Origin of the sequence: Vibrio sp. dhg, from assembly GCF_003443775.1 — a bacterium.
GTDB lineage: Bacteria > Pseudomonadota > Gammaproteobacteria > Enterobacterales > Vibrionaceae > Vibrio > Vibrio natriegens.
In genome coordinates this window covers 2,980,515-3,004,128 of record NZ_CP028943.1, presented here as the reverse complement: position 1 = coordinate 3,004,128, position 23,614 = coordinate 2,980,515, and the positions used below count along the sequence as shown (strand labels likewise).

The window sequence follows — 23,614 nt, the reverse complement described above, 5'->3', positions numbered from 1 at the left end:
CAAGAAAAGATTTACACTTTTCCTATTAGAGAGGATAGCAATATGCAGTTAACCAGCTTCACCGATTACGCGCTGAGAACCTTGATCTATCTGGCTTCATTGCCAAAGGATGAGTTGACAAATATCACTGAAGTGACTGATTTATTTGGTGTATCACGTAACCATATGGTTAAGGTGATTAACCGACTTGGTCAATTGGGATATGTACAGACTGTACGTGGCAAAAATGGCGGTATCCGTCTGATGAAGCCTGCTGCTGAGATCACGGTTGGTGGCGTTGTCCGTGATTTGGAACCGTTAGATTTGGTGAACTGCAGCGCAGATTTTTGTCACATCACGCCAGCCTGTCGACTGAAAGATAAGTTAGCGAAAGCCAAAAGCGCTTTCTTAGCGGAATTGGATTACTGCACGATTGAAGAGTTACTCAGGGACAATTCTGAGCTTTTGATCTTATTAGAGCGTCCATAAACTATCTTGTCTGTTTAGTGCCGATCTCGATCGTTCTTTTTTCAAAGCAATTCTGTAGCTTATCGAGAGACTCGGATATACTAGCTCTATACCTTCCTTGCTAGATAGGCGTGCCTATGTCAGACAATATTCCAAACGATCCATTCGCAGATCGTGAATCCCAGAATTACGAAAATCCAATTCCAAGCCGAGAGTTCATTATCGAGTTCTTAACCCAAGCAGGCGTTCCAATGAACCGCAATGACCTGTTTGAAGCGCTAAAGCTAGAAGGCGAAGAGCAATACGAAGGGTTGCGTCGTCGTTTACGTGCGATGGAACGAGATGGTCAGCTAGTGTTCACTCGTCGTCAGTGCTACGCATTACCTGAAAAGCTGGAAATGGTGAAAGGTTACGTGATCGGCCATAAAGACGGTCACGGCTGGGTGCGTCCAGAAGGCAGTGTCGGCAAGGATAATGATATTGTACTTCCACACCATCAGATGAAGAACATTATTCATGGCGATTATGTGCTGGTTCAGCCAACTGACAACAGCAAACGTGGTCGACGTGAAGGTCGCTTAGTACGTGTGCTTGAAGAGCGCAATGATCAAATCGTCGGACGCTTTTTCCTTGAATACGGTTACTCGTATGTTGTGCCTGATGACTCGCGCATCAGTCAGGATATTCTGATCCCGAATGAACACAAAGCGGGTGCCCGTATGGGTAACGTCGTGGTGATTGAAATCACCGACCGTGGTTCACGTTCGCGCGGCATGATGGGCAAAGTGGTTGAAGTTCTGGGCGAAAACATGGCGCCGGGTATGGAAACTCAAATTGCGATTCGTACCCATCAAATTCCTCATGAGTGGCCTGAAAGTGTTGATCAGCAAGTCGCTAACCTAACGGAAGAAGTTCCGGAAGAAGCTAAAGAAGGTCGTGTTGATCTGCGCGAGTTGCCACTCGTCACGATTGATGGTGAAGACGCGCGTGACTTCGATGATGCGGTTTTCTGTGAGAAGAAGAAAAGCGGTGGCTGGCGTCTTTGGGTTGCCATTGCTGACGTAAGTTACTACGTGCGTCCGGATTCGGCTTTGGACAAAGAAGCGATCAATCGTGGTAACTCCGTCTACTTCCCATCTCAGGTTGTCCCAATGTTGCCGGAAGTGCTTTCTAATGGTCTATGCTCGCTGAACCCACAAGTGGATCGCTTGTGTATGGTGTGTGAGATGACTATTTCAGAAACGGGTAAGCTGTCTGGTTACAAGCATTATGAAGCGGTGATGAACTCACATGCTCGTCTGACTTACACCAAAGTGCATCATATTTTGGAAGGTGATGAAGAACTACGTGAGCGTTACAAAGAGCTGGTTCCGCATCTTGAAGAACTGCACAGCATGTACAAAGTGCTGAAAGGAGCTCGTGAGCAGCGTGGTGCGATTGAATTCGAAACCGTCGAAACCAAGTTCATCTTCAATGCTGAGCGCAAGATTGAAAGCATTGAACCTGTGGAACGTAACGATGCTCACAAACTGATCGAAGAGTGCATGATCATGGCGAACATTGCGTCGGCATCACTGGTGGAAAAAGCCAAAGAGCCTGCGCTATACCGTATCCATGAAACGCCAGGGGAAGAACGCCTGATGGGCTTCCGTGACTTCCTTGCTGAGCTTGGCTTAGAGCTTGGCGGTGGTCTGGAGCCATCACCAACCGATTACGCGCATCTGATGAGCCAGGTTGGCGATCGCCCAGATCAAGAGTTGATTCAAACCATGTTGCTGCGCTCGATGAAACAAGCGGTGTATAACGCTGACAATGCAGGTCACTTTGGTCTGGCGCTACAGCGATATGCTCACTTCACCTCGCCAATTCGTCGTTACCCGGATTTGCTGTTGCACCGAGCTATCAAGTATCTGATTGCCAAACACGAAGGCCGAAATCAAGATCGCTGGACACCAACCGGTGGCTACCATTACTCGTTTGATGACATGGACTTCTATGGTGAACAATGCTCCATGACTGAGCGTCGAGCCGATGATGCAACTCGCGACGTCGCCGACTGGCTGAAATGTGAGTACATGCAAGACCATGTTGGGGATGAGTTAGACGGTGTGATCGCTAACGTGACCAGTTTTGGTTTCTTTGTTCGTCTAACCGATCTGCATATTGATGGTTTAGTGCACATTTCGACCTTGGCAAATGACTACTACCAGTTTGATCCGATTGGTCAAAGACTTATCGGTGAAAGCTTCGGCAATATCTATCGCTTAGGTGACGCGGTAAAAGTCAAAGTGTTAGCCGTAAACTTAAATGATAAACAAATTGACTTTGAATTGGTCGAAACAAGTCGTAAGCTACGCGGCGAAGGTAAGACCGCGAAGAAGCGCGCGGCAGAAGCAAAACGTAAAGCGAAAGAGAAAAAACGCGCAGCGACACGTTCCTCATCGAAAGAAGGTGGTGCGGTGCGTGCCGTTCCTGCAATTGAACCGACCAAACGCCCGGAAGAAAGTGCAGCAGGAGGCCAGCGCAATGGTCCTAAGCGCGGTACTAGGAATGGTGAAACGGAAGGCAAAAAGAAGCCTAAAGTAAGAAAAGCGAGTAAGAAAAAGCCACACAGTAAGCCAAAGAAAACCAAACGCTCGAAACAAGACGAGTCGTAGGCTGAATAGCCAGTCTGGTGGTTGCTGGACTGGCTAAGGCACTGATACCAACTTATGAGATTGATTCCGATTGGTGTCATCAGAACAACAGGTTAAATAATGAGTAACGATTTTATTTACGGTATTCATGCCGTGAAAGCGGTATTGGAACGTGAACCAGAACGATTTATCGAAGCGTACGTGCTAAAAGGGCGCCAAGATGATCGTTTAATGCCAATCCTGAACGATTTACAGGTATGTGGCGTTTCCATTCAGCAAATGACACGTAAGACCTTGGACGATAAAGCACAAGGTGCGAACCACCAAGGCATCATCGCACGCGTAAAAGCGGCAAAGCAGCTGAATGAAAATGACATTGATGCGATTCTGGCGCAACATGAATCACCGCTTTTACTTGTGCTGGATGGTGTGACTGATCCACACAATCTTGGTGCGTGTCTGCGTAATGCGGATGCTGCTGGCGTAGCAGCTATTATAGTGCCAAAAGATCGCTCGGCACCGATGAACGCGACAGTAAGTAAGGTCGCGTGTGGCGCAGCTGAAGTGGTGCCACTGATTCGTGTAACTAACCTAGCTCGCACGATGCGTACGCTGCAAGAGCAAGGCATCTGGTTTGTTGGTACTGCTGGTGAAGCGACACACGATATTTACCAAGCGAAACTGACAGGGCCTCTGGCAATTGTAATGGGCGCGGAAGGCGATGGTATGCGCCGCTTGACACGTGAAACCTGCGATGATTTGATTAAAATCCCAATGGCAGGTAGTGTATCAAGCCTGAATGTGTCGGTTGCGTCTGGCATCTGTTTGTTTGAAGCGGTGCGTCAGCGACTAGCCTCAAAATAGGCGTAGAACCAATTTTAAAGGTCAGTGACAATGACCAAAACTCAGGATGGGCAACCATCCTTTGTTATTTTTAGCTCATGCGTAGGGAAGTTATGACTCAACAATCTATAAAATTCATCGCCTTTGACCTAGACGGTACATTGCTTGATAGCGTACCCGATTTGGCCATCGCGGCAGACCAGGCTGTTCAGGCTCTTGGTTACCCATCGGTATCAATAGAGCAAGTTCGTGACTATGTCGGGAATGGCGCAGATGTACTCATTGGTCGCTCTTTGAGTCAAAGTCTGACCATCAACCCTGAACTTAGTGAAGAGCTACGTGCAGAAGCGCGAGAACTGTTTGATGAGTTTTACGAGCAGAGCGGTCATAAACTGAGTCACCTTTACCCAACAGTAAAAGAGACACTGGCAGAGTTGCACCAGGCGGGTTTTACCCTTGCAGTCGTTACGAACAAACCTTCTAAGTTTGTACCGCATATCCTGGAGCAACATGGCATTGCCGATTACTTTGTCGATGTGTTGGGCGGTGATGCTTTCCCTGAGAAAAAACCAAACCCAGTGGCACTGAACTGGTTGATGGAAAAACATAAGATTCAACCGGGCGAAATGTTAATGGTAGGAGATTCGAAAAACGACATCCTTGCCGCGAAAAACGCAGGCTGTACCTCATTTGGTTTAACTTACGGTTACAACCATGGTGAGCCAATTTCTGCATCAAATCCGGACTTTGTCGCAGACAAGATGTCGGAATTATTGGAAGTTGTCGCCGTTTCTGCATAAGCGCGACAAAAAATCTTCCAAAATACTTGTTAATGAGTACACTGAGCTAACCGTGCATCAAAAAGTGCGCGGTTTTTCATTTAATTAGATTAAGAAGTCAAAGGAATCATTCTAATGAGCAAACCCATTGTATTGAGTGGTGTTCAACCTTCAGGTGAACTAAGTATCGGTAACTACTTGGGTGCTCTACGTCAATGGCACCAGATGCAAGACGATTATGATTGCCAATATTGTGTAGTAGACCTTCATGCGATTACGGTTCGTCAGGACCCTAAAGCGCTACATGAAGCAACTCTGGATGCACTGGCGATCTGTCTGGCTGTGGGTGTTGACCCTAAGAAGAGCACGCTATTCGTTCAGTCACACGTACCAGAGCATGCTCAACTAGGTTGGCTTCTTAACTGTTACACTCAGATGGGTGAGCTGAGCCGTATGACTCAGTTTAAAGACAAATCAGCTCGCTACGCGAACGATGTGAATGTTGGTTTGTTTGATTACCCAGTGCTTATGGCAGCAGATATTCTGCTTTATGGCGCACATCAGGTGCCAGTAGGCAGCGACCAGAAGCAGCACCTTGAGCTAGCACGTGATATTGCAACGCGTTTCAACAACATCTATTCGCCAGAGAGCCCAATCTTTACGGTTCCTGAGCCATATATCCCGACGGTAAATGCGCGCGTAATGAGCCTTCAGGACGCGACGAAGAAGATGTCTAAATCAGATGATAACCGTAAGAACGTTATCACGCTGCTTGAAGAGCCTAAGTCGATCATTAAGAAGATCAACAAAGCGCAAACAGACACAGAAACACCACCAAGCATTCGTCATGATATTGAGAGTAAAGCGGGTATCGCAAACCTAATGGGTTTGTACTCAGCGGCGACAGGTATGAGCTTTGAAGAAATCGAAGCGAAGTACAAAGGTGTAGAAATGTACGGTCCGTTCAAGAAAGACGTTGGTGAAGCGGTTGTGGCTATGCTTGAGCCAATTCAGGCTGAATACCACCGTATTCGTGCCGATCGTGCTTATATGGATGAAGTGATGAAGCAAGGTGCAGAAAAAGCATCGGCTCGTGCAGCAGAGACGTTGAAGAAAGCTTACGCAGCGGTAGGTTTTGTGACTCGTCCATAGTCATAGCGTTAAGTACACAGTCTTCTAAAAAGCTCCGTAATGCGGAGCTTTTTTTGATCTGTTGACCGTGAATAGACTTCGCGTGTGCGTATATACGGGCTTTTTATTCAGTAAAAACTTGCCTTTCTGGTTTGGTGTTGCAAAATACCGCCCTCCATATATCACAAAAGTGTGGTTGAGACGGTAATGCCAAACGGATTGGGAGCAAGCGACACCTTATGTTGTTGATCATCGATAACTACGACTCTTTCACTTATAACCTTTATCAGTATTTTTGCGAACTTGGCGCAGAGGTAAAGGTAGTGCGCAATGACGAAATAGATATTCAGGGAATTGAAGCACTTAATCCGACTCACTTAGTCATCTCTCCTGGTCCTTGTACGCCAAACGAAGCAGGGATTTCGTTACAAGCGATTAAGCACTTTGCTGGTAAGCTGCCAATTCTGGGTGTCTGTTTGGGGCATCAAGCCATTGCTCAGGCCTTTGGTGGAAACGTGGTACGTGCGCGACAGGTGATGCATGGCAAAACCTCTCCGGTACGTCACAATGGCCGCAGTGTGTTTAAAAACCTCAATAATCCTCTTACTGTGACGCGCTACCACTCTCTTGTGGTTGAGAATGGAACATTGCCTGATGTGTTTGAATTGACCGCCTGGACAGAACTGCCAGACGGCAGTATGGATGAAATCATGGGCTACCAACACAAGACTCTGCCCATTGATGCGGTGCAATTTCATCCTGAATCTATCAAAACAGAACAGGGCCATGAACTGCTGGCAAACTTTCTAGCGCGTGAACTGATCTGATCTTGATCACTTTTCTTAACAAATAATTCATCTTTTAGGCGGTATGAGTGGATTGCAAAACTATGCGTTTCACTATTCTGCCTCGCCTTATTCATTTCTTTTTTCCCCTTCTAGCTCCTGTATTACCAGCCTTTTATAAAAAAAATCTTCGCTATTTTTGTTTCTTCATGCATAAATAATCACGAGTGGTGATTATTGGCAGTTTTGAGCCAATGTAAAAAGAATAAATCACTATTGAAATGGTTAATTGAATGTAAATACAATGCCGCGATAGCTTAAATGCAAAACATTATTTGCTGGTAAAGGGAACCGATTAAGTTCGCTTATCTGCTAAGCATGCGGTATTAAGAAGGAATGTGCGATGACAACGGAAATTAAAGTAGAGCGCGGTTTATTCGATGAGGTGATGGTACCTTGTTATAACCCAATGGAAATGATCCCGGTGAAAGGTGAAGGTTCACGTATCTGGGATCAGGAAGGTAATGAATACATCGACTTTGCTGGTGGTATTGCGGTGAGCTGTCTGGGTCATTGTCACCCTGCGATGGTAGAGGCGTTAACTGAGCAAGGCAAGAAGCTTTGGCACCTAAGTAACGTAATGACTAACGAGCCTGCTCTTCGTCTGGCTAAAACGCTGACAGAATTGAGCTTTGCTGAGCGTGTTTTCTTTGCTAACTCTGGCGCAGAAGCGAACGAAGCGGCACTAAAACTGGCTCGTCGTTACGCTGCCGATGTACATGGTCCTGAAAAATCAGAAATCATCGCATTCAAACAAGGCTTCCACGGCCGTACGTTCTTTACGGTAACGGTGGGCGGTCAGGAAGCTTACTCTGATGGTTTTGGTCCTAAGCCAGGTGACGTAACACACCTACCATACAACGACATTGAAGCGCTTCAGGCGCACATTTCAGACCGTACCTGTGCAGTGATGATGGAACCACTACAAGGTGAAGGCGGTATCGTGCCACCAACACCAGAATTTGCTCAAGCAGTACGTGAGCTGTGTGACAAGCACAACGCACTATTGATTTTTGATGAAGTTCAAACAGGTAACGGCCGTACAGGTCATTTCTACGCGTACCAAGGCCTTGGCATCACACCAGATATTCTAAGCACAGCGAAATCTCTAGGTGGCGGTTTCCCTATCGGCGCAATGCTAACAACGGCAAAACTGGCTGAGCACCTTAAAGTTGGTACTCACGGTTCAACCTACGGTGGTAACCCACTGGCATGTGCAGTAGCCGAAGCGGTGGTAAACGAAGTCACTAAGCCTGAAACATTGGCTGGCGTTCTTGAGCGTGAAGCAATGTTCCGTGAAGGCTTGGAAGCAATCAACGCAAAATACAACATCTTCTCAGAAGTTCGTGGTAAAGGCCTATTACTAGGTGCAGCACTGAACGAAGAATGGAAAGGTCGCGCACGTGATGTATTGGTCGCTGCGGGTAAAGAAGGCCTGTTGGTACTGATTGCGGGCGCGAACGTCGTGCGTTTCACACCATCACTGGTTATTACACAAGAAGAAATTGAAGAAGGTTTGGCGAAACTGGATAAAGCGATCGCGACTTTAGTGTAAGCGATACAACAGAATAAACGTCAACGTATTTACCCCCGTTAAGGATTTCTGACGGGGGAGTTTTTCCTAAAATATAAATAACCTCAACTCGGGATAATTTAAGCCAGTCAGCACCGACTCAAGGCTTTAGTAACGAAATGAAAGTTGAAGTTGTTACGACTTTCTTATCCCTGGTTAAGGTTTATTAGGATTTTCTTGCATCTGGAGGGAGTATTGATGCTAGTAGTTCGCCCTATCGCGATGTCGGATTATGATTCGCTGCACACTTGTGCGGTTGAGTCTGGTCACGGATTTACATCTCTACCGGTTAACGAAGAACTGTTAACCAATCGAATCAAACATTCAGAGTACAGCTTTAGCAAACCGGACGTAAATGAGCCGGGTGATGAAGGCTACCTAATGGTCGGCTTTGACTCTGAAACGGGTGAAGTTGCAGGTACGACCGGAATCGAAGCATCTATTGGTTGGGATGTACCTTTCTACTCTTACCACATCAGTAAAGTCGTTCACTCATCGCCTAAGTTAGGCGTGAATAATGTAGTGAAGTTGCTGACGTTTGGTAATAACTACACGGGTAACAGCGAAATCTGTACTCTTTTCTTGCGTGAGAAATTCCGCCAGGGTCTGAATGGTCGCCTGATGTCTAAATGCCGTTTCTTAATGATGGCAGAGCACCCAGAGCGTTTCTCTGAAACCATTTTTGCTGAGATGCGTGGTGTCTCTGATGCAAATGGTAATTCTCCATTCTGGCAGTGGTTACAAGAACACTTCTTCTCGATTGACTTCACTCTTGCGGACTACCTGACAGGTATTGGTAAGAAAGGCTTTATCGCGGACTTAATGCCTAAGCTGCCAATCTACATCAACTTACTCAGCCCAGAAGCACAAGCGGTGATTGGCCAGGTGCATGACAAAACGCGTCCGGCACTCAAACTTCTGGAGCGTGAAGGATTTACTAACCGTGGCTACGTCGACATTTTCGATGCAGGTCCAACGGTAGAGTGCGATCTGCGCAATGTTGAATCTGTGCGCCATTCGTTCCGTGCTCGCGTAAAAATCGCAGCGCATAACAGCACGCAAGACTTCCTGATGTGTAACGCATCATTCGAGAACTTCCGTGCCGCAGCAGCAAAAGCAGCGTATGACCCTGAAACACAGAGTGTTGTACTAGCACCAGAACTTGCCGACGCACTTTTAGTCGAGGAAGGGGACTTCGTTCGCCTTCTACCGCAGTAACAGACGACAAAATTTAAGGATAGTAACAATGACACATTGGATTGCAGGTGAATGGGTACAGGGTCAGGGTGAAGAGTTTACGTCACTGTCTCCATACAATCAGGAAGTGATTTGGCACGGCAAAGGTGCGACGGCTGAGCAAGTAAATCAAGCTGTAACGGCGGCTCGTGCTGCTTTTGTTGACTGGAAAAATCGTCCATTTGCAGAGCGCGAAGCCATCGTGCTGGCGTTTGCAGAAAAAGTGAAAGAAAACAGCGAAAAAATTGCTGAAGTGATAGCGAAAGAAACGGGTAAACCAATTTGGGAAACCCGCACAGAAGCGGCAGCAATGGCAGGTAAGATCGCAATTTCAATCCGCGCTTACCATGAGCGTACTGGTGAAGCAACGCGTGAAGCGGCGGGTAACCAAATCGTTCTGCGTCACCGTCCTTTGGGCGTGATGGCGGTATTTGGCCCTTACAACTTCCCAGGTCACCTGCCAAACGGCCACATTGTTCCTGCTCTTTTAGCTGGTAATACAGTGGTATTCAAGCCATCAGAGCAAACGCCTTGGACTGGCGAGCTGGCGATGAAACTGTGGGAAGAAGCAGGTCTGCCTAAAGGTGTGATTAACCTGGTTCAAGGTGCGAAAGAGACTGGTATTGCCCTAGCGGATGCGAAAGGCATCGACGGTGTCCTATTTACCGGTAGTGCAAACACTGGCCACATTCTGCACCGCCAATTTGCAGGTCAACCTGGCAAAATGTTAGCGCTAGAAATGGGCGGTAGCAACCCAATGGTTATCTCTGATAACTACGGTGATCTAGACGCAACGGTTTACACCATCATTCAATCTGCATTCATCAGTGCTGGCCAGCGTTGTACCTGTGCACGTCGCCTGTACGTACCGTTTGGTGAAAAAGGTGATGCATTGATTACTAAATTGGTTGAAGCGACGAATAAGATTCGCGTAGACCAACCATTTGCAGAACCAGCACCGTTTATGGGACCACAAATTTCTGTGGCAGCGGCGAAGTTCATTCTTGATGCGCAAGCTAACCTACAGTCACTGGGTGGAGAGAGCCTAATCGAAGCGAAAGCGGGTGAAGCGGCGTTTGTTTCTCCGGGCATCATTGATGTGACGAATATCGCTGAGTTGCCAGATGAAGAATACTTCGGCCCACTGCTGCAAGTTGTACGTTACGAAGGCTTGGAAAAAGCAGTGGAACTGGCGAATGATACTCGCTTTGGTCTTTCAGCAGGTTTGGTTTCAACCGACGACCAAGAGTGGGAATACTTTGTTGACCACATCCGCGCAGGTATCGTAAACCGCAACCGTCAGTTGACTGGTGCAAGTGGTGACGCGCCGTTTGGTGGTCCTGGTGCATCTGGTAACCTTCGTCCAAGCGCATACTACGCGGCTGACTACTGTGCTTACCCAATGGCATCAATGGAAGGTGGCGAAACACTGCTTCCTGCGACATTGAGCCCAGGTGTAGAACTTTAAGTTTCAGCAATAGAGCCACGGCGGTACTTCGTGGCTCGGATTGCCGATGCATCATTAAAGTATGGAGTCTTAATGAGGTCGGCATGAAAATAATTAAAAATGAGTGTACGACTGACTGATACTTCATCACAGGTTAGGCTGCTCGTTCATTATTCTGGACAGCGTTAGCGCTGTGAACGAGCCGCCAACATTCTTACCCTACATCTCGTAACAAGGAGCCGTTATGACCCCTGATGTGTTATTTGAATCTTTATGGCAAGACTACATTCAGCGTCTTTGCCCCTCTGCTGCTAAAGTTCATCAACTTCTTCAAGAAGATGAGCCTTTGATTAACGACCATATTGCACTGCGCACATTCAATGTTGAGCCTCTTGGCATTGAGACGCTGGCGAAGCCATTTTTAGCGATTGGTTACAAGGCGTGTGGTGACTATGTATTTGAAAGCAAAAAGCTTGTCGCTAAGCACTACGAGCACCCAGACCCAAAACAGCCTAAAGTGTTCATCAGTGAGCTTAAAGTAGAAGAGTGTTCGCCAGAGCTACAAGCGATTGTTGCTAAACTGGCAGCACAAGTGGATGCAGATAAACTCGCAGATAGCGCATTTTTACATGGCGGCCGCTTATGGGATCTCAGTTTTGCAGATTACCAGATTTTGGCAAAAGAGAGTGAATACGCGTCTTGGCTGGCGGCTCATGGATACGGCGCTAACCACTTCACGGTCAGTGTAAATCAACTGAATCAGCATGATGAAGTGAAGCAAGTGAACGATCACTTACGCCAAGCAGGATTTGTGATTAACGAGTCGGGTGGAGAAGTGAAAGGCTCGCCTGAAGTCCTGTTAGAACAGTCTTCAACCATGGCAGATAAAGTGCCGGTTTACTTTACTGAAGGCTCTGAGATCATTCCGGGTGGTTTTTACGAATTCGCGAAACGCTACCCAATGGAAAATGGTGAGCTTTATCCGGGTTTTGTTGCAGCTTCGGCTGATAAAATCTTTGAGAGCACTAACGGTTAAGGCCTTCTCGGCTAGCAATACGTTTTCCTGATCTAAATAAAAAGCCACCAATGTTGCCATTGGTGGCTTTATTCTTTATTTGCGTTACTCGAATCTTAGATTAACGAGTACCGTAAACTACGATAGTTTTACCGTGCGCAGAGATTAGATTCTGCTCTTCTAGCATCTTCAAGATACGACCAACTGTCTCACGAGAACAGCCAACGATTTGACCGATTTCTTGACGAGTGATCTTGATTTGCATGCCATCTGGGTGAGTCATCGCGTCTGGTTGTTTTGCAAGGTTCAGAAGCGTCTGAGCGATACGACCAGTTACGTCTAGGAACGCTAGGTCACCCACTTTTTGGCTGGTTACTTGAAGGCGACGAGCCATCTGCGCAGAAAGACGCATTAGGATGTCTGGGTTTACTTGGATAAGCTGACGGAATTTCTTGAAAGAAATCTCAGCAACTTCGCAAGGAGATTTAGCTCGAACCCAAGCTGTGCGCTCTTGGTCTTCCTCGAATAGACCAAGTTCACCAATAAAGTCTCCTTGGTTTAGGTAAGAAAGGATCATTTCCTTACCTTCTTCGTCTTTGATAAGAACCGCAACAGAACCTTTAACGATGTAGTACAAGGTTTCAGCTTTTTCACCTGCGTGAATCAGCGTGCTCTTTGAAGGGTACTTATGAATGTGACAGTGTGAAAGAAACCACTCTAATGTCGGGTCGGTTTGAGGTTTACCTAGAACCATAATATCTCACTTCCTCTGCAGGGTACGCTTGCGCTATCCATATTTTAGCTAAGCCTGAATCAGGCTTACTAGAATAAGAGCACTTTTTATATGCTGCAAGCTATCTTGTGTTTCGGTAAGAAATAGTATCCTTTTTCTAGGATGATTTCTTGATTTTAATCGTGCCATGGTTGCTATTTTGTACGCAAAACTGTGCACATGATCACGGTATGAAAAGTAAACACTCCGAAAGCGAGATTTTTAGCCAATTTTTCCTGTTTCTATCAGTTGTTGTAGGATAGGCCTCACGATCAGCTCCATTGCAAAACTCATCTTACCGCCCGGCACGACTATCGTGTTGTGACGTGACATAAACGAGCCGTCAATCATGGCCAACAGGTAAGGGAAGTCGACATTCTTGATCCCACGTAGTCGGATGACGACAAAACTTTCATCCAGACTCGGGATGCCTTTCGCGTTGAGTGGGTTCGATGTATCCACGGTTGGCACGCGCTGAAAGTTGATATGAGTACGTGAAAACTGCGGAGTAATGTAATTCAGATAGTCATCCATCGAGCGTACGATGGAGTCCATGACGGCCTCTCTTGAGTGGCCGCGGTCACGTGTATCCCGGACGAATTTTTGAATCCACTCCAAGTTCACAATCGGTACCATGCCAATCAGAAAATCGACATGTTGCGATACATTCACTTCACCATCGACCACGCCACCGTGCAACCCTTCATAGAAGAGTACGTCGCTGTTGTCTGGTAGGTCTTGCCACGGTGTGAAAGTGCCTGGCATCTGGTTATACGGTACTGCTTCATCAAAGGTGTGCAGATAGCGACGTATGCTGCCAGTACCTTCTTCGCCATATTGGCGGAAAAACTTTTCCAAGCCAGGAAAGTCATTGGCCTGAGGACCAAAGTAGCTGATGTGTCTGCCTTGCTCGCGCGCTTTACGAATTTCTATATCCATTTCCGGGCGAGTAAAGCGATGGAAGCTGTCACCTTCAACCCAGGCTGGTTTGACGTTCATCATATTGAACATCTTACGGAAGGCTTCAGATGTAGTGGTCGTGCCGGCTCCGGATGAGCCGGTAACTGCAATAATTGGGTGTTTAGCTGACATGACAAACCTTGTCGAAAATTACTTTCCTTTAAGTGCAGCAGGCATCTACTGCACAAGTGATGGTCCACTATAGCACGTAACAACGGCTTGTCATCGGGTGGGGTACGGTAAAGTGTGAAGGGCTTGGGGAAAAGAACCTAGTACTTTGCTTTTAATTGAATATCCACCGTTTCATGCAGTTCGGAATACACGATAACCGCTTCGCCTTTCTCTAACTGTAATTTAACTTGGTCGATCTTATCTTGCAGAGATACTTCCAGCGTGCCGTAATCTGTCCCTTCACGCAGAACAAATTCACGAATCAGGTTTTCCAGTGTTTCTGGCGCAATGTCTTGCCAAGGAATGATCATAAATACCTCAAAATTTTATGACGAGTGGGTAGGATTTGTTGACCTTTGCAGCAAAAAACTGAGTGCTAAAGGCCAACGTCTCCAAGTCTACTGTGTCTTACGTTTCGATACAGCAGAAAGGTGATCCGCAGCGATACTCTCGTAATAGGATGGCAACGCTTCTTCGAGCCAAAACTTCGGCTTTAATGCAGACCCTGAGATAAAACCAACATGGCCGCCGTGCTCATACAGGCGATAGTCAATATTGGCGGGCAGTACAAACTTAGGGATAACCTCATCAGTCATAAATGGGTCATCCTTAGCGTGAATGATCAGAGTCGGCAGTTTGATTTGTTGTAACTTGCTCAGCCCAGAGCATTGGGTGTAATAGTCTTGAGCATCTTTAAACCCATGCAGAGGGGCGGTGATCAAATCATCGAACTCTTGTAAGCGCGTGACACGCTTGATTGAATTGTAAGAGAGTGCCAGCTCACCATGGAGTAACGTGTGCTTTTGTAAGGCGTTCCGTTTTAAAGATGAAAGCAAATAGCGGCGGTAAACCTTGGAAAAACCCTGTTCAATGCGGTTAGCGCAAGCCGCTAAGTCGAGAGGAGCAGACACAATCGTTGCCGCTTTCAATATCGGGTTATCTTGATATTGCGCTAAGTAGTTTGCCAGCATATTCCCCCCTAAGGAAATACCAATGGCGACTTTAGGGTTGTCCGGAAATTGCTTTTCAAGATGTTCAAGGAAAAAGCGAGCGTCTGTCACTTCTCCTGAGTGATAAGCGCGGGCTTTTTTGTTTGGCTTTCCGCTACAGCCGCGAAAATGCATCATCACCGAAAGCCAGCCAGACTGAGCAAACGCGTTCATGAGTCCGTTGGCATACGGGCTGTAGAAGCAGCCTTCCAAGCCGTGAAACAGGATAAAAATAGGTTTATGCTGAGCGGTTTCTTTGTTTGGATCTTCACTCCAGGCGATATCGAGAAAATCGCCATCCGTGGTATCCAGCGTTTGCCAGACAGGGGCAAACAACGCTTTTTTACGAATAAAGCGTGGTAGAAGGGTCTGGAGGTGCGGGTTTTTCATCCCAGCGGCTGCTAAAAATTGTGTCATACCTAACTGCTCTTATGCGTCCTCCAACATCCATGGGAGAACTTATTAATATAATCCTTTATAAATATTATAGGTACTTTATACCTAAATGACTTCAAGATGCAGGATTCAGAGTGTTGTCACCGGAGCCAGTTCAAGGAACCAGCATTCCACGTTGTTTATTGCAATTTATGGATGCTTTGGCGGGTGAATATTTGGCACTGGGATAGCAAAAGCTTGTTGTAAATGTTCACCGCCTAACTGACGGCAATATCTGAGCGTGAGAGGATCACCGTCGTTTTTTATCAGGCTGAGCGAGTTGATGCAGTCGACTAAATCGGATTGCTGCTGTTTTTCTAGCTGAAGCTCAAACTGCAGTGTTTCGCGATACAATGCATCATTGACTTGAGATTTGAGGTGGCGTCGAAGGTCGCGAAAAGAGTGTAGTAAGGTCTCACTTCGGCCTAGACAGCTTTGAACCAAATGCCAGTCTTTTTCTTGGAAGATAAGCTGCTGCTCGTCGAGCCATCGGAGCAGCAGTAACAGATTCACGTTGCCGTGATAGTTGTTTTGTAATGACAAGCACGCTTCTTTTACTTCCCGGACACCATAAAACTGCAAACTGAATTGCCATAGATGCTCTAAGGTAAGGGTGTATTCTGCGTGCTTATTTGTCATTGATTAAACTCTAGCTCCATCTGCTCTAACTCTTCCTGAACAGACATCCATTCCATCTCAACTTCTTCGAGCTCTGATTTGCTCGATGATTGAAGCGCTAACACTTCATTTAGTTTAGCTTTATTTTCGGCTTCATACAGTGAGTTATCCGCCAATTGCTCTTCTGCTTTTGCTAGTGCTGCACCCAACTTATCCATTTTATTTTCTAATTGTGTCAGCGTTTTGCGAATTGGTGCCGTTTGTTTACGAAATTCGGCTTCTCGGCGCTTCTGCTCTTTTTTGGCAGAGGCACTGTTGGCGGTGTCCTTTGCGGGTTGCGATGCCTGCGCCTCTTTACGCTCAACTCTTTGTTGCTCTGTTAGCCATTTGTAGTAGTCATTTAAGTCACCATCAAATGGCGCAACTTGGCGGTCATGAACGAGATACAAGTCATCTGTCGTTGCACGTAACAGGTAACGGTCGTGCGACACGATCACCATTGCGCCTTCGAACGTTTGCAACGCCAACGTCAATGCCTGACGCATGTCTAAGTCTAGGTGGTTGGTTGGTTCATCGAGTAGTAACAGGTTTGGTTTCTGCCAAACGATCAATGCCAACACCAAACGTGCTTTTTCACCGCCAGAGAATGGTGCGACCTTCTCCAGCGCTTTATCACCCTGGAAGCCAAAACTACCCAGATAATCACGCAATTGTTGCTCGGTTTGATCCGGCGCGATTTGCATCATGTGTTGCAGCGGCGTTTCTTCCGGGTGGAGAGTTTCAAGCTGGTGCTGAGCGAAGTAGCCAATCTTCACGCCTTGTGAGTAGGTCAGGTCGCCGCCTTGTGCTTTGAGCTCGCCAGATAGTAATTTGATCAGCGTTGATTTACCCGCGCCGTTACGACCAAGTAGACCGATGCGGCTGCCCGGAACTAGGTTAAGGCGGATTTTCTCCAGAATTAAGTTGTCATCGTATCCTGCCGAGACATCATCCATCATCATGATTGGATTTGGCAAAGCGGCAGGTTCACGGAATTCAAAACTGAACGGGTTATCGAACTGCGCCGGTAGCACTTTCTCCATGCGTTCCAGTGCTTTAATACGGCTTTGCGCCTGACGTGCTTTGGACGCTTTGTAGCGGAATCGGTCGATGTAGCTTTGCATGTGCGACATCTGCTTCTGCTGCTTTTGGTACATAGCTTGCTGCAGAATCATTTTTTGTGCGCGCTGGTTTTCGAATGACGAGTAGTTGCCAGTGTATTCATTGAGCTGCTGGTTCTCGATGTGAATGATGCGACCAACGATAGGATCGAGAAAATCACGGTCGTGCGAGATCAGAATCAGCGTACCCGGGTAGTTTTGTAGCCAGCGTTCCAGCCACATTACCGCATCCAAATCCAAGTGGTTGGTTGGCTCATCGAGCAATAGTAAATCTGAGCGACAAAGCAGCGCTTGAGCCAGGTTAAGGCGCATACGCCAACCACCAGAAAATTGAGTCAGACTCCAGCTCATCTGCTCCTGACTGAACCCTAAGCCATCAAGCAACTCTGCTGCACGGGCGCGAATGCTGTAACCACCAATGGTTTCGATTTTGCCGTGAATTTCCGCAACCAGAGTACCGTTGTCTTGCTCTTCAGCCGCTTCGAGTTGCTGTTCAAGGCCGCGAAATTCACGGTCGCCATCAATGACATACTCTAATGCACTGCGTTCCAGCGCCGGGGTTTCCTGTGCTACCCATGCCAGTTCCCAGTGCTGTGGTTGGCTGAACGAGCCGGCATCAATGGACAGTTCGTCTTTTAGCAAAGCAAACAGGGTGGACTTACCACAGCCATTTTTGCCCACTAAGCCGACTTTATCTCCGGGATGGATAGTCGCAGAAGCTTGATCTAAAAGAGGTTTACCGCCACGCAGTAACTGAATATCAGAAAAGGTAATCATAGAGTCGTCATTCACTTTGCGCAGTGCGCGTTGCTTTGTCACTAAGGTCGTTATCTAGCGGTGAATAGTAGGGGTATTGGCGCTAAAAGTCGATCTCTGCGCACGAATTGCATTATGCTGCACAAAAACGTATAACATTTTGATAACGGATAAAAATGACCACAAGGACGACCATTTGGCTGTAACAGCGTCTAGCCCCCCAAGAGTTCTGGTTATCTATGCACACCCAGAACCCTATAACTCCATTGCCAATCAAGTGATGATAAAGAGAATTCAATCGCTTGATCACGTAACGGTGCACGATCTGTATGGTGCGTATCCAGACTTCTTTATTGATATTAGCCACGAACATGAGCTCCTGATGGCGCATGATGTGATCGTATTTCATCATCCTCTTTATATGTATTCCTGTCCTGCTTTGTTAAAAGAGTGGCTGGATCGTGTGCTTGGTAAAGGATTTGCGTTCGGCGATGGTTGCGCTCTGAAAGGGAAATACTGGCGCAGTGTGATCACCACGGGCGGCAAAGAGGAAGCATTCAGTACTAAAGGCTACAACAAATATCCGTTAGAGCAGATTCTTCAGCCATTTGAGTTGACTGCGGCACTGTGTCAAATGCATTGGCTGGAACCTCTGGTTCTGTATTGGTCACGTAATGTCTCCGATATTGAGCGTTATGACCATGCGGAGCAGTATCGTCGATGGTTGGGCGATCCTTTGAAAGACTGGAACGCAGCAAACGAACAGGGAGTTCAGCATGGCAGTCACCAGTGAGTTTCTTCAAAGCAGTGTGGTGTTCCTTTCCGCTGCGGTTATCGCCGTACCACTTGCCCAGCGACTTGGTTTGGGCTCGGTGCTGGGCTATCTATTAGCGGGCGTCTTGATTGGCCCATGGGGATTAGGGCTGATCAGTGATGTAGATGCAATTTTGCACTTTGCTGAGCTCGGGGTCGTATTGCTGCTGTTCTTAATTGGCCTCGAATTGAATCCCAAAAAACTGTGGCAGATGCGAGGGCCGATTTTAGGACTTGGTGGAGCGCAGGTTGTGGTGACCACATTTGTGATCGGCAGTGTTGTCAGTTTGTTCGGGCTGAGCATGCAAGTGAGCCTGGTGATTGGGATGGGACTGGCGCTGTCTTCAACCGCTATTGCGTTGAGAGTGATTGAAGAGCAAGGGCTGAATGGCACGGAGACCGGGCAGTCAGGCTTTGCAGTTCTTCTGTTTCAGGATATTGCCGTCATCCCGATGTTGGCCATACTGCCTCTGTTAGCCGGGGGACAAACTGGCGGAGATTGGTTAGATGTATTGACGGTGCTCGGCAGCGTTATTGCGTTATTGATTGGCGGTCACTTCTTGCTGCGTCCTCTGTTTCGATTTGTTGTCATGAGCGGGGTACGTGAGCTATTTACCGTTGCAGCTTTATTGGTTGTTCTGGGCATTTCGGTTGTGATGCAAAAGCTGGGCTTATCGATGGCGCTTGGCACCTTTCTGGCTGGTGTACTACTGGCGGAAAGTGAATATCGTCATGAGTTAGAGATAGCTATCGAGCCTTTTAAAGGTTTGCTACTCGGGTTGTTTTTCATCGCAGTTGGGATGGCGGTAAACCTTGGCTTACTGGCTCTGCAACCTTTGGAGATCCTTGCTGCAGTTGTGGTATTGGTATCGGTGAAAGGGTTGGTTCTGTACGCACTGGCGCGTGCTGCCCGTGTTCGCACAAAAGCACGTAGCCGTATGGCGGCCATTTTGAGCCAGGGCGGGGAATTTGCGTTCGTGATTTTCACAGCGGCGAGCCAGGAAGGCATCTTAACTCAACAGCAAGTCGCGTTTTTGTTGGTCGTGGTCAGTTTATCGATGGTGACAACACCGCTCATTTTGATGGGACAAAAGAAGTGGTTTGCACATACGCTTAACCAAGAAGAGGAAAGCGTCACCAGCAATGTGGTCGACCGTCGTCCACGGGTAATCATCGCGGGTTTTGGTCGTTTCGGTCAGGTGGTTGGGCGTTTGATGTATGCCAACAAAATTAAAGTGACGGTATTAGAAAGTGATGCCAGCCAAATTCATCTGTTACGTAAGTATGGCTACAAAGTGTTTTATGGTGATGCAACCCAGATCGATTTGTTGCGCGCAGCTGGCGCGGATAAAGCGGAAGCCTTGGTGATTTGTACTGATTCGCCAGATGAAGTCATGGCGATCGTCGACATCTGCCGGGCACATTTTCCTAAGCTTAAATTACTTGCCCGAGCTCGAAGCCGCGTTGAAGCCTACCAGCTGATGAGCCATGGAGTGCAAAACTACTCGCGTGAAACCTTCTTAGGGGCACTTGATCTTGGTCGTCAGACGCTCGTCGAACTCGGCATGCACCCATATCAAGCAAAGCGGGCAGAAGCACATTTTCGCAAGTTAGATAATGCTATGCTTAAAGACTTACTGCCTCAACACAGTGAAGATAAGAAACTCGCTCAAAGAGCGAAAGAAGCTCGTAAAGAGCTAGAAGAAATTTTTGGTCGTGAAATGGAAAGCGATCATCAGTCGCCCAATCATTGGAAGTAGTACTTGAACTTAGCTTCAAGATAAGGAAATAGCGTGAAAATTAAAAAACGTTTTATTGCTGGTGCAAGTTGTCCACAGTGCAGCCAGCAAGATACCCTACGCTGGTGGATAGAGAACAACATTGAGTTGGTAGAGTGCGTTGAGTGTGATTATACAGAGCAGCGTAAACCGCAATCTGTAGAGAAAAATAAACACTCAGGGCAGGAAATGATCGGGATTTTTAAGCCGGAGTAATTGAACTTCGATAATAGATCCCCATAATACACCGTATCAACTCAGTACTTAACCCCGTTCAGGTTAAGTCAATTAATCTCTCTGGAGTTAGTATGAAAATCGAAAAGAACGTTGTTGCAAGCCTTGCATACAAAGTAATGTTGGAAGACGGTGTTGTTGTTGATCAATCAACAACTGAAGCACCTCTTGATTACCTTCACGGTCACAACAACCTAATCACAGGTCTTGAAAAAGAACTTGAAGGCAAAGTGGCAGGCGACAAGTTCTCTGCAACTGTAGCTCCTGAAGATGCTTACGGCGAGCACAACGACGCGCTTGTTCAACGTGTTCCTGCAGAAGTGTTCCAGGGTGTTGACCAAATCGAAGTAGGTATGCGTTTCCTAGCGGATACTGATCAAGGTCCAATCCCTGTAGAAGTAACAGAAGTAGACGGCGAAGAAGTAGTGGTTGATGGTAACCACATGCTTGCTGGTCAAACACTGACGTTTGAAGTTGAAGTTGTAGCAACTCGCGAAGCAACTGCAGAAGAGATCGAACACGGTCACATCCACCAAGGTGGTGGTTGTTGTGGTGGTCACGATCATGACCACGATCACGACCATGATCATGAAGGCGGCTGTTGTGGCGGCGGTAGCTGCGGTTCTCACTAATTCGCAGTTAACACCTTCTAAATTCTGAATGAAAAAGCGCAAGTTGATCGTCAACTTGCGCTTTTTGTTTATCTGATGTTTAGTGCTGAATAGTTAATTCAGTTGTTGGTAACGTTATGAACAAACCATTCTCCATCGCCATTCACGGCGGCGCTGGCACAATATTGCGTGAACAAATGAGTGATTCACTGCAACAGGCTATTTTGACGGATCTGGAAGCTGCCGCAAAAGCGGGTCATCAGATATTGGCGAACGGCGGAGCGTCACTCGATGCGGTCGTTGCAGCAGTCAAAGTGCTGGAAGATTCCCCTCACTTCAATGCTGGTAAAGGCTCAGTATTAACACACAATGAAATGGTTGAGATGGACGCTTCAATCATGGATGGCAGTAATTTGGCTGCTGGTGCGGTGGCGGGCGTAAGGCATATTAAAAACCCGATTGAGCTGGCGCGAGATGTGATGCAAAAGAGCAATCATGTCCTGCTGGTTGGTGAGGGGGCCGAAACATTCGCTTTTGAAAATGGACACCAATATACCGAACAAGATTACTTCTTTACTGATCGACGTTACGAACAGCTGATCTCGATGCGAGAGAAAGGGGAGTTCGCGCTTTCTGAGTCTCGTTATCCTGATGATCGTAAACACGGAACGGTCGGTGCGGTTGCTTTGGATCAGCATGGTAACTTAGCGGCGGCGACCAGCACGGGTGGCGTGACGAACAAAAAATACGGTCGGATTGGTGATTCAGCGTTGATCGGCTGTGGAACCGTGGCTGAAAACGGTGTGGTTGCGGTTTCTACCACGGGCATGGGCGAGTTCTTTATTCGTAAACGCGTCGCAGAAGATGTGGCGGCACGAATACGCTATCTCAAAGAAGATGTACATACCGCCTGTGAGACAGTGATTCAGGGCGATCTAAAAGCCATGGGTGGGGAAGGTGGTTTGATTGCTATCGATGCAGAGGGAGAACTGCATTTTGCGATGAACAGTTCCGGCATGTACCGGGCGGGTATCAACACTCAAGGCGAGTTGAGTGTAAAAATCTATGCGGATGAATAGCCTTTGAAATAGAGCCCAAAAACAAAGCCCAGCTTATTGCCGGGCTTTGTTTCGTCTTTCTCGCCACACATTAGTAGTGTGGTGGTGGCGGCTCGTTGGCTGGATCTTCCATATTGGATGAGTCCATATTTTTTACTTTGCCCACCACGTATTTCATCTGATCTTGCATCTTAGTAATCAGCAATTGTTGCTGAGATAACGCTTGGTTCAGATCGTCAATCGTCTGTTCTTGGAACGCAGCCTGACACTCAAGGTCATTAATGCGCGCTTCCAGTTGCTGAATAAGTTTTTCTGTCATGATCCGTTCTCTAACTGCCAAGCCTGGGCGATACCTGCGGAAGTGGCAGTAATTACACGTTGTTTGGCATCAAAGGCTGCATCATACACGACCGCACGAGGAGGGCGAGTATCTTTTTTCGGCTCGACTTCGAATCCATCGACTCGTTTACCGCTCTGAGTATCCCACACGGACACGCGACCGGATGGGCTGCCAGTGACCAGTTGAGAGCCGTCATCAGAGAACCTTGCGGTGGAGAATATCAATTGACGGGACCAGCTGCTCAACTCCGACACTTTTTCACCTGTCTCCAAATTCCAGATAATGGCTTGGTTGCCGCCATCCGAGCTCATCGCCAGTTTCCCATCGCGTTGTAAAGCAACTCTTACCACTCGTTGTTCATGCTCAAAGGCTCGCAGAATCTGTCCGGACTCGGTATCCCAGAGAAAGGCCTTATAGTCATTGCCACCCGTTAGCGCAAAACGGCCATTGGGAGATATAGCCACGCTGTTGACTTTTTCTTGATGAGCAAGGAACTCCAGACGACGCCCGGTGACTAAGTTGACATAAATCGCTTTACCGTTTGAAAGGCCAAGCAGCACTTGTTCGCCGTTACTGGTGATGTCTATATCGCGAATCAGAGCATCTGAAATCGACCAAAGCCCTTTGGCTTGTGTCCAGCCAAGATCCCAGACCGCGAAGTTCATCTGGCCTGCGGTCACCGCATAACGACCGTTGTCTGAGATGCGAATATGAGACACCACATTCGCATCAGCATCCAGTTCGCCCAGTTTGGCTAATTGTTCATTTTGCTCAAGGTCCCATAATATTAAGTGATCTATTTGAGAATAGAGCAGCGCGAATCGGCCATCTCGGCTCAGTGCAAAACTGGTCGACCCTTGCGGTTCAAGGGGCCAGCGTTGCACTTCAGACTCGGCAAAAAAGCAACCATTTAACGTGGTGATGACAATTAAATATAGGAATAAATGAGAAATTCTTTGCATCACAT

At 47.3% G+C, this 23,614-nt stretch carries 23 protein-coding genes; 15 read left to right on the top strand and 8 right to left on the bottom strand.

The window, feature by feature from the left end; genetic code table 11:
- Window positions 1-42: 42 nt before the first annotated feature.
- The 10 genes from nsrR (at window position 43) to DBX26_RS13940 (ending at window position 11,973) form a co-directional block, all read left to right on the top strand.
- Window positions 43-468 (top strand): nitric oxide-sensing transcriptional repressor NsrR, encoded by a 426-nt coding sequence (nsrR, locus tag DBX26_RS13985; RefSeq protein WP_014233198.1) that lies wholly within the window; start codon window positions 43-45, stop codon window positions 466-468.
- Between the two features lie 116 nt (window positions 469-584).
- A complete protein-coding gene (gene rnr / locus DBX26_RS13980; protein WP_118119527.1) occupies window positions 585-3,104 on the top strand; it encodes a ribonuclease R in 2,520 nt (839 codons plus the stop codon).
- Between the two features lie 99 nt (window positions 3,105-3,203).
- Window positions 3,204-3,947: a 23S rRNA (guanosine(2251)-2'-O)-methyltransferase RlmB gene (gene rlmB / locus DBX26_RS13975; protein WP_014233196.1), complete on the top strand. Its 744-nt coding sequence runs from the start codon at window positions 3,204-3,206 to the stop codon at window positions 3,945-3,947.
- A gap of 92 nt (window positions 3,948-4,039) precedes the next feature.
- Entirely contained in the window at window positions 4,040-4,726 is a 687-nt protein-coding gene (locus DBX26_RS13970; RefSeq protein ID WP_118119525.1) for a phosphoglycolate phosphatase, read from the top strand.
- Between the two features lie 114 nt (window positions 4,727-4,840).
- Window positions 4,841-5,857, top strand: coding sequence for a tryptophan--tRNA ligase (gene trpS / locus DBX26_RS13965; RefSeq protein WP_014233194.1), 1,017 nt, complete (start codon window positions 4,841-4,843; stop codon window positions 5,855-5,857).
- A 218-nt stretch (window positions 5,858-6,075) separates the two neighbouring features.
- A complete protein-coding gene (locus DBX26_RS13960; protein ID WP_014233193.1) occupies window positions 6,076-6,663 on the top strand; it encodes an aminodeoxychorismate/anthranilate synthase component II in 588 nt (195 codons plus the stop codon).
- Window positions 6,664-7,024: 361 nt separating this feature from the next.
- Window positions 7,025-8,236: an aspartate aminotransferase family protein gene (locus DBX26_RS13955; RefSeq protein ID WP_014233192.1), complete on the top strand. Its 1,212-nt coding sequence runs from the start codon at window positions 7,025-7,027 to the stop codon at window positions 8,234-8,236.
- Window positions 8,237-8,452: 216 nt separating this feature from the next.
- A complete protein-coding gene (astA, locus tag DBX26_RS13950; protein WP_014233191.1) occupies window positions 8,453-9,472 on the top strand; it encodes an arginine N-succinyltransferase in 1,020 nt (339 codons plus the stop codon).
- A gap of 28 nt (window positions 9,473-9,500) precedes the next feature.
- Window positions 9,501-10,958, top strand: a complete 1,458-nt coding sequence (gene astD, locus DBX26_RS13945) for a succinylglutamate-semialdehyde dehydrogenase (protein ID WP_118119523.1) — start codon at window positions 9,501-9,503, stop codon at window positions 10,956-10,958.
- Window positions 10,959-11,181: 223 nt separating this feature from the next.
- Complete coding sequence (locus tag DBX26_RS13940; protein WP_118119521.1) at window positions 11,182-11,973, top strand: DUF1338 domain-containing protein; 792 nt, start codon at window positions 11,182-11,184, stop codon at window positions 11,971-11,973.
- Window positions 11,974-12,073: 100 nt separating this feature from the next.
- On the opposite strand, the gene crp is transcribed toward DBX26_RS13940, so the two are convergent.
- The 6 genes from crp to DBX26_RS13910 form a co-directional block, all read right to left on the bottom strand.
- Complete coding sequence (gene crp, locus DBX26_RS13935) at window positions 12,074-12,706, bottom strand: cAMP-activated global transcriptional regulator CRP (RefSeq protein WP_005381432.1); 633 nt, start codon at window positions 12,704-12,706, stop codon at window positions 12,074-12,076.
- 240 nt (window positions 12,707-12,946) lie between these two features.
- The gene (locus DBX26_RS13930; RefSeq protein WP_014233188.1) at window positions 12,947-13,816 is read right to left on the bottom strand and encodes a phosphoribulokinase; all 870 of its coding nucleotides are present in this window, start codon (window positions 13,814-13,816) and stop codon (window positions 12,947-12,949) included.
- A 137-nt stretch (window positions 13,817-13,953) separates the two neighbouring features.
- Window positions 13,954-14,166, bottom strand: coding sequence for a YheU family protein (locus DBX26_RS13925; RefSeq protein WP_014233187.1), 213 nt, complete (start codon window positions 14,164-14,166; stop codon window positions 13,954-13,956).
- A gap of 87 nt (window positions 14,167-14,253) precedes the next feature.
- Window positions 14,254-15,261, bottom strand: coding sequence for a hydrolase (locus DBX26_RS13920; protein WP_065297459.1), 1,008 nt, complete (start codon window positions 15,259-15,261; stop codon window positions 14,254-14,256).
- 168 nt (window positions 15,262-15,429) lie between these two features.
- A complete protein-coding gene (locus DBX26_RS13915) occupies window positions 15,430-15,918 on the bottom strand; it encodes a TIGR02444 family protein (RefSeq protein WP_014233185.1) in 489 nt (162 codons plus the stop codon).
- Entirely contained in the window at window positions 15,915-17,834 is a 1,920-nt protein-coding gene (locus DBX26_RS13910; RefSeq protein ID WP_065297703.1) for an ABC transporter ATP-binding protein, read from the bottom strand. Before DBX26_RS13910 ends, DBX26_RS13915 begins: the two co-directional genes overlap by 4 nt.
- Window positions 17,835-18,009: 175 nt before the next feature.
- Here DBX26_RS13910 and kefG point away from each other — a divergent pair, with 175 nt between their 5' ends.
- The 5 genes from kefG to DBX26_RS13885 all read left to right on the top strand — a co-directional run bounded on the left by kefG (window position 18,010) and on the right by DBX26_RS13885 (window position 22,328).
- Window positions 18,010-18,606, top strand: a complete 597-nt coding sequence (gene kefG, locus DBX26_RS13905) for a glutathione-regulated potassium-efflux system ancillary protein KefG (protein WP_014233183.1) — start codon at window positions 18,010-18,012, stop codon at window positions 18,604-18,606.
- A complete protein-coding gene (gene kefB, locus DBX26_RS13900; RefSeq protein WP_118119519.1) occupies window positions 18,590-20,386 on the top strand; it encodes a glutathione-regulated potassium-efflux system protein KefB in 1,797 nt (598 codons plus the stop codon). The genes kefG and kefB overlap by 17 nt, the downstream gene beginning before the upstream one ends.
- 33 nt (window positions 20,387-20,419) lie before the next feature.
- Complete coding sequence (locus tag DBX26_RS13895) at window positions 20,420-20,620, top strand: YheV family putative zinc ribbon protein (protein ID WP_014233181.1); 201 nt, start codon at window positions 20,420-20,422, stop codon at window positions 20,618-20,620.
- Between the two features lie 92 nt (window positions 20,621-20,712).
- Window positions 20,713-21,270 carry a peptidylprolyl isomerase gene (slyD, locus tag DBX26_RS13890; RefSeq protein ID WP_014233180.1) on the top strand — a complete coding sequence of 186 codons (558 nt, stop codon included), beginning with the start codon at window positions 20,713-20,715 and terminating at the stop codon, window positions 21,268-21,270.
- 116 nt (window positions 21,271-21,386) lie between these two features.
- Window positions 21,387-22,328, top strand: coding sequence for an isoaspartyl peptidase/L-asparaginase family protein (locus DBX26_RS13885; RefSeq protein WP_014233179.1), 942 nt, complete (start codon window positions 21,387-21,389; stop codon window positions 22,326-22,328).
- A gap of 70 nt (window positions 22,329-22,398) precedes the next feature.
- On the opposite strand, the gene DBX26_RS13880 is transcribed toward DBX26_RS13885, so the two are convergent.
- Both DBX26_RS13880 and DBX26_RS13875 read right to left on the bottom strand, forming a co-directional pair.
- Complete coding sequence (locus tag DBX26_RS13880; RefSeq protein WP_014233178.1) at window positions 22,399-22,626, bottom strand: SlyX family protein; 228 nt, start codon at window positions 22,624-22,626, stop codon at window positions 22,399-22,401.
- On the bottom strand, window positions 22,623-23,609 hold the full coding sequence (locus tag DBX26_RS13875; RefSeq protein WP_118119517.1) for a WD40 repeat domain-containing protein: 987 nt from the start codon (window positions 23,607-23,609) through the stop codon (window positions 22,623-22,625). Before DBX26_RS13875 ends, DBX26_RS13880 begins: the two co-directional genes overlap by 4 nt.
- Window positions 23,610-23,614: the final 5 nt, after the last annotated feature.

What these genes read in the sequence shown, in the direction of transcription:
- trpS (WP_014233194.1), top strand. Translation starts at nt 4,841, where the DNA reads ATGAGCAAACCCATTGTATTGAGTGGTGTTCAACCTTCAGGTGAACTA.
- DBX26_RS13920 (WP_065297459.1), bottom strand. Translation starts at nt 15,261, where the DNA reads ATGACACAATTTTTAGCAGCCGCTGGGATGAAAAACCCGCACCTCCAG.
- DBX26_RS13915 (WP_014233185.1), bottom strand. Translation starts at nt 15,918, where the DNA reads ATGACAAATAAGCACGCAGAATACACCCTTACCTTAGAGCATCTATGG.
- DBX26_RS13885 (WP_014233179.1), top strand. Translation starts at nt 21,387, where the DNA reads ATGAACAAACCATTCTCCATCGCCATTCACGGCGGCGCTGGCACAATA.
- DBX26_RS13875 (WP_118119517.1), bottom strand. Translation starts at nt 23,609, where the DNA reads ATGCAAAGAATTTCTCATTTATTCCTATATTTAATTGTCATCACCACG.
- slyD (WP_014233180.1), top strand. Translation starts at nt 20,713, where the DNA reads ATGAAAATCGAAAAGAACGTTGTTGCAAGCCTTGCATACAAAGTAATG.
- DBX26_RS13960 (WP_014233193.1), top strand. Translation starts at nt 6,076, where the DNA reads ATGTTGTTGATCATCGATAACTACGACTCTTTCACTTATAACCTTTAT.
- nsrR (WP_014233198.1), top strand. Translation starts at nt 43, where the DNA reads ATGCAGTTAACCAGCTTCACCGATTACGCGCTGAGAACCTTGATCTAT.
- DBX26_RS13930 (WP_014233188.1), bottom strand. Translation starts at nt 13,816, where the DNA reads ATGTCAGCTAAACACCCAATTATTGCAGTTACCGGCTCATCCGGAGCC.
- crp (WP_005381432.1), bottom strand. Translation starts at nt 12,706, where the DNA reads ATGGTTCTAGGTAAACCTCAAACCGACCCGACATTAGAGTGGTTTCTT.
- kefB (WP_118119519.1), top strand. Translation starts at nt 18,590, where the DNA reads ATGGCAGTCACCAGTGAGTTTCTTCAAAGCAGTGTGGTGTTCCTTTCC.
- DBX26_RS13940 (WP_118119521.1), top strand. Translation starts at nt 11,182, where the DNA reads ATGACCCCTGATGTGTTATTTGAATCTTTATGGCAAGACTACATTCAG.
- DBX26_RS13910 (WP_065297703.1), bottom strand. Translation starts at nt 17,834, where the DNA reads ATGATTACCTTTTCTGATATTCAGTTACTGCGTGGCGGTAAACCTCTT.
- DBX26_RS13955 (WP_014233192.1), top strand. Translation starts at nt 7,025, where the DNA reads ATGACAACGGAAATTAAAGTAGAGCGCGGTTTATTCGATGAGGTGATG.
- DBX26_RS13925 (WP_014233187.1), bottom strand. Translation starts at nt 14,166, where the DNA reads ATGATCATTCCTTGGCAAGACATTGCGCCAGAAACACTGGAAAACCTG.
- rnr (WP_118119527.1), top strand. Translation starts at nt 585, where the DNA reads ATGTCAGACAATATTCCAAACGATCCATTCGCAGATCGTGAATCCCAG.
- astD (WP_118119523.1), top strand. Translation starts at nt 9,501, where the DNA reads ATGACACATTGGATTGCAGGTGAATGGGTACAGGGTCAGGGTGAAGAG.
- DBX26_RS13880 (WP_014233178.1), bottom strand. Translation starts at nt 22,626, where the DNA reads ATGACAGAAAAACTTATTCAGCAACTGGAAGCGCGCATTAATGACCTT.
- rlmB (WP_014233196.1), top strand. Translation starts at nt 3,204, where the DNA reads ATGAGTAACGATTTTATTTACGGTATTCATGCCGTGAAAGCGGTATTG.
- astA (WP_014233191.1), top strand. Translation starts at nt 8,453, where the DNA reads ATGCTAGTAGTTCGCCCTATCGCGATGTCGGATTATGATTCGCTGCAC.
- DBX26_RS13970 (WP_118119525.1), top strand. Translation starts at nt 4,040, where the DNA reads ATGACTCAACAATCTATAAAATTCATCGCCTTTGACCTAGACGGTACA.